General features: G+C 61.7%; 4 protein-coding genes. All 4 read left to right on the top strand.

Translation table 11 applies throughout. The features are described from left to right. Positions 1-2 precede the first annotated feature (2 nt). The 4 genes from NW857_RS03260 to NW857_RS03275 all read left to right on the top strand — a co-directional run bounded on the left by NW857_RS03260 (position 3) and on the right by NW857_RS03275 (position 2,911). Complete coding sequence (locus NW857_RS03260) at positions 3-758, top strand: WecB/TagA/CpsF family glycosyltransferase (RefSeq protein WP_414333367.1); 756 nt, start codon at positions 3-5, stop codon at positions 756-758. A gap of 44 nt (positions 759-802) precedes the next feature. Beyond that, the gene (locus NW857_RS03265; protein WP_414333366.1) at positions 803-1,618 is read left to right on the top strand and encodes a cell division ATP-binding protein FtsE; all 816 of its coding nucleotides are present in this window, start codon (positions 803-805) and stop codon (positions 1,616-1,618) included. 63 nt (positions 1,619-1,681) lie between these two features. Beyond that, positions 1,682-2,593: a cell division protein FtsX gene (locus NW857_RS03270; RefSeq protein WP_414333364.1), complete on the top strand. Its 912-nt coding sequence runs from the start codon at positions 1,682-1,684 to the stop codon at positions 2,591-2,593. 78 nt (positions 2,594-2,671) lie between these two features. Next, on the top strand, positions 2,672-2,911 hold the full coding sequence (locus tag NW857_RS03275) for a DNA-directed RNA polymerase subunit omega (RefSeq protein ID WP_414333373.1): 240 nt from the start codon (positions 2,672-2,674) through the stop codon (positions 2,909-2,911). Positions 2,912-2,913 lie beyond the last annotated feature (2 nt).

The raw sequence follows: 2,913 nt of genomic DNA on the forward strand, positions 1-2,913 counted from the left end.
CGGTGGTGGTGTCGTTAGCAAGCCATTCAATTCTGGGTGTGAACCTACACCTGGCTCTGCCAGAAGCCAGTCTACAGAGCTATGCCACCTGGATCGAGGCGCGTATTCAGGAGAGGCAGGGCGCCCAGGTGGTTACTTGTAACCCAGAGATGATCATGCAGGCGCAGCGGGATCCGGCCTTTGCCCAGGTGCTACAACGAGCAGAGCTGGTGATCCCAGATGGGGCGGGGGTGGTGTGGGCTTTGCGGCGGCAGGGGATCCGCGTCCAGCGGGTGCCGGGGATCGAGCTGGCCGAAGCCCTGATCGCGCTGGCGGCAGAACGGGGGTGGCGCTTGGCCTTGGTGGGGGGAAGGCCGGAAGTCAACCGGGCAGCGATTCAACATTGGCACGCTTGCTTTCCCTCTCTGTCCATTTGGGGCTACCACGGCTACTTCTCCCCTGCCGAGGAAGAAAACCTGCTGCACACTCTCCAGGACTTCCAGCCGCAACTGGTGTGGGTGGGGCTGGGCTCCCCGCGCCAGGAGCTGTGGATCCAGAGATGGCGCAGCCTCTTGCCCCAGGCCATCTGGATGGGGGTGGGGGGCAGCTTCGACATTTGGGCCGGCCAAAAACGGCGAGCCCCCCGCTGGTGGCGTGACCATCACCTGGAATGGTTGTATCGTCTCTATCAGGAACCTTGGCGCTGGCGACGCATGTTGGCTTTGCCCAGGTTTGCCTGGCGGGTGCTGTGGGATCCCGCTTCTCGCTGGCGCCCCTAGCCTGCCGGCGCTTCCTCGTCTTCCTCTTTTGTAGGCGCTTCCTTATGATGCTTGGTCAGCACATCGGCTATTCCCCTCGCGTTCACCGTTGGGCCGGTACAGCTCCCACTCCTCATCTGGCCCCCTTGAGCTTGTACAGCAGCACCCAGCCGGGATCTTTGCAGGCCCCAGCCAGCATGGTGTCCCTGCGGGGCGTGAGCAAGGTCTTCCCCAACGGCAACTTGATTTTTCAGGATGTGAACCTGGAGGTGCGCCGCGGCGAGTTCGTGTTTGTTACCGGCGTGTCGGGAGCGGGCAAGTCCACCCTCTTGCGACTGCTCTACGGGGACGAACAGGCCACCGAGGGCACGGTTGTGGTGGATCAGGTGTGCCTATGTTCTTCGGAAGGGCGGCGGCCCTACCGCATTCCACCCCGTCCGCTGGCGATGCTGCGGCGGCGCTTGGGGGTGGTCTTTCAAGACTATCGCCTGTTGGCCAACCGCACCCTGGCGGAAAATGTGGCCTTTGTGCTGCGCGCCCAAGGGCTGTCCCCCGCCGAAATCCGCCGCCGCATCGGGCCGACTTTGAAGATGGTGGGGCTGACCGAAAAGCGGGATCGCTTTCCCCATGAGCTTTCGGGAGGAGAACAGCAGCGCCTCAGCCTGGCCCGTGCCATTGTTAACATGCCGGTGCTGCTGCTGGCAGACGAGCCGACGGGGAACCTGGATCCGGAAAACTCGCTCTTGGTTCTCCAGATTTTGGAGCGGCTCAATTCTTTTGGGGTGACTGTCATCATGACCAGCCACGACCCCCATCTGGTGGAGCGGGCCGGCCACCGGGTGGTGCGCATGGAAGGAGGACGCCTGTATGATCTGCGCTGAGGCGCTGCATAGGGCGGGAATCCCGAAGATTGGGTTTACTGGCAGTGTTGGGCGGTAAACAGCATGCAATCTCTCTCCCGATTTCTCAACAAGATTCGCTATCTCCTGCAAGAGACTTTTTTGGGGTTGCGGCGGGGAGGCTGGCTGAACTGGGCGGCGGTGAGCACCCTGCTGGTGTTGCTGTTTTTGGTGGGGATCGGCGTGGAGCTGTCTTGGGGGGTGGATGCGACGGTGCGATCCCTGGGGGAGCAACTGGAGATCTCCGTCTATCTGGAGCCGGAACGCCAAGGGGTGGAGTTGCAGCCCCAGGTCGCCCAATTGCCCCACGTGGTGGCGGTGAAGGTCATCACCAAAGACCAAGCTTGGCGCACCCTCCTCATCGAGATGGGGATCCAGGATGAGGCGGCGATGGAAACCCAGTTGGGGGAGAACCCTTTGGTGGATGCCCTGCGGGTCAAGGCGGATTCCGCCGAAGCCCTGGGGGAGGTGGCGGCACAGATTCGCCAATTGGAAGGGGTAGACGAGGTGTACTACGGCAGCCGCATCGTGGAACAACTGGCCCAAATTCAGGAGATGCTGCGGCTGGGATCCCTGGGCATCACCGGGGTGTTGGCCCTGACGGCGGTGGCTGTGATCACCACCACCATTCGGCTGATCGTCATGGCGCGGCGGCGGGAGATCGAGGTGATGCAACTGGTGGGGGCAACGGCAGCTTGGATTTACTTGCCCTTTATTTTGCAGGGCTGCCTGTTCGGGGTGATCAGCGCGCTAGGGGCTTGGGGCTTGGTTCTGGGATCCCGACAGTTGCTGCAGGAGGTGCTGGAGCGGTTGATCGCCTTGCCCTTTCTCAAGGTGATGCAGGCGGATCCCGGCCAACTGGAGTTTTGGTTCTTGCCGCTGCTGCTGTTGGGGATGGGGGTTTTTCTGGGCACCGGCAGCAGCTTGATCGCAGTGCGTAAGTCGGTCGGGCGCTGAGCAAGGGAAGGATTGGCCGGTTCTCTGCTAAAATCAGGATCCCCTGTAACAATAGATGCCAAGGTTAAAACTGCGATGATGGCCCCACGCAAGCATCAACTGGCTATCGACAACGACGAGCTGATGCGTCGGGTAGAGGCTCTGATCAACGCCTCCAAAAATCGCTACCGCATCACAGTACAGGTGGCCAACCGGGCCAAGCGCCGTCGCTACGACGATCCCGACGATCTGGAAGATGGCTGGATGAAGCCCATCCGCCGCGCCGTCATCGAGATGTCGGATGAACTGACTGAGCCGGAAATCATCGGCGACGAGTAGCT

The organism is Synechococcus sp. H55.9 (assembly GCF_047462355.1).
In the GTDB taxonomy this organism is placed as follows: Bacteria; Cyanobacteriota; Cyanobacteriia; order Thermostichales; family Thermostichaceae; genus Thermostichus.

Bases quoted from the DNA above. Each gene is read 5' to 3' on its own strand.
- NW857_RS03270 (WP_414333364.1), top strand. From the start codon at position 1,682: ATGCAATCTCTCTCCCGATTTCTCAACAAGATTCGCTATCTCCTGCAA.
- NW857_RS03265 (WP_414333366.1), top strand. From the start codon at position 803: ATGATGCTTGGTCAGCACATCGGCTATTCCCCTCGCGTTCACCGTTGG.
- NW857_RS03275 (WP_414333373.1), top strand. From the start codon at position 2,672: ATGGCCCCACGCAAGCATCAACTGGCTATCGACAACGACGAGCTGATG.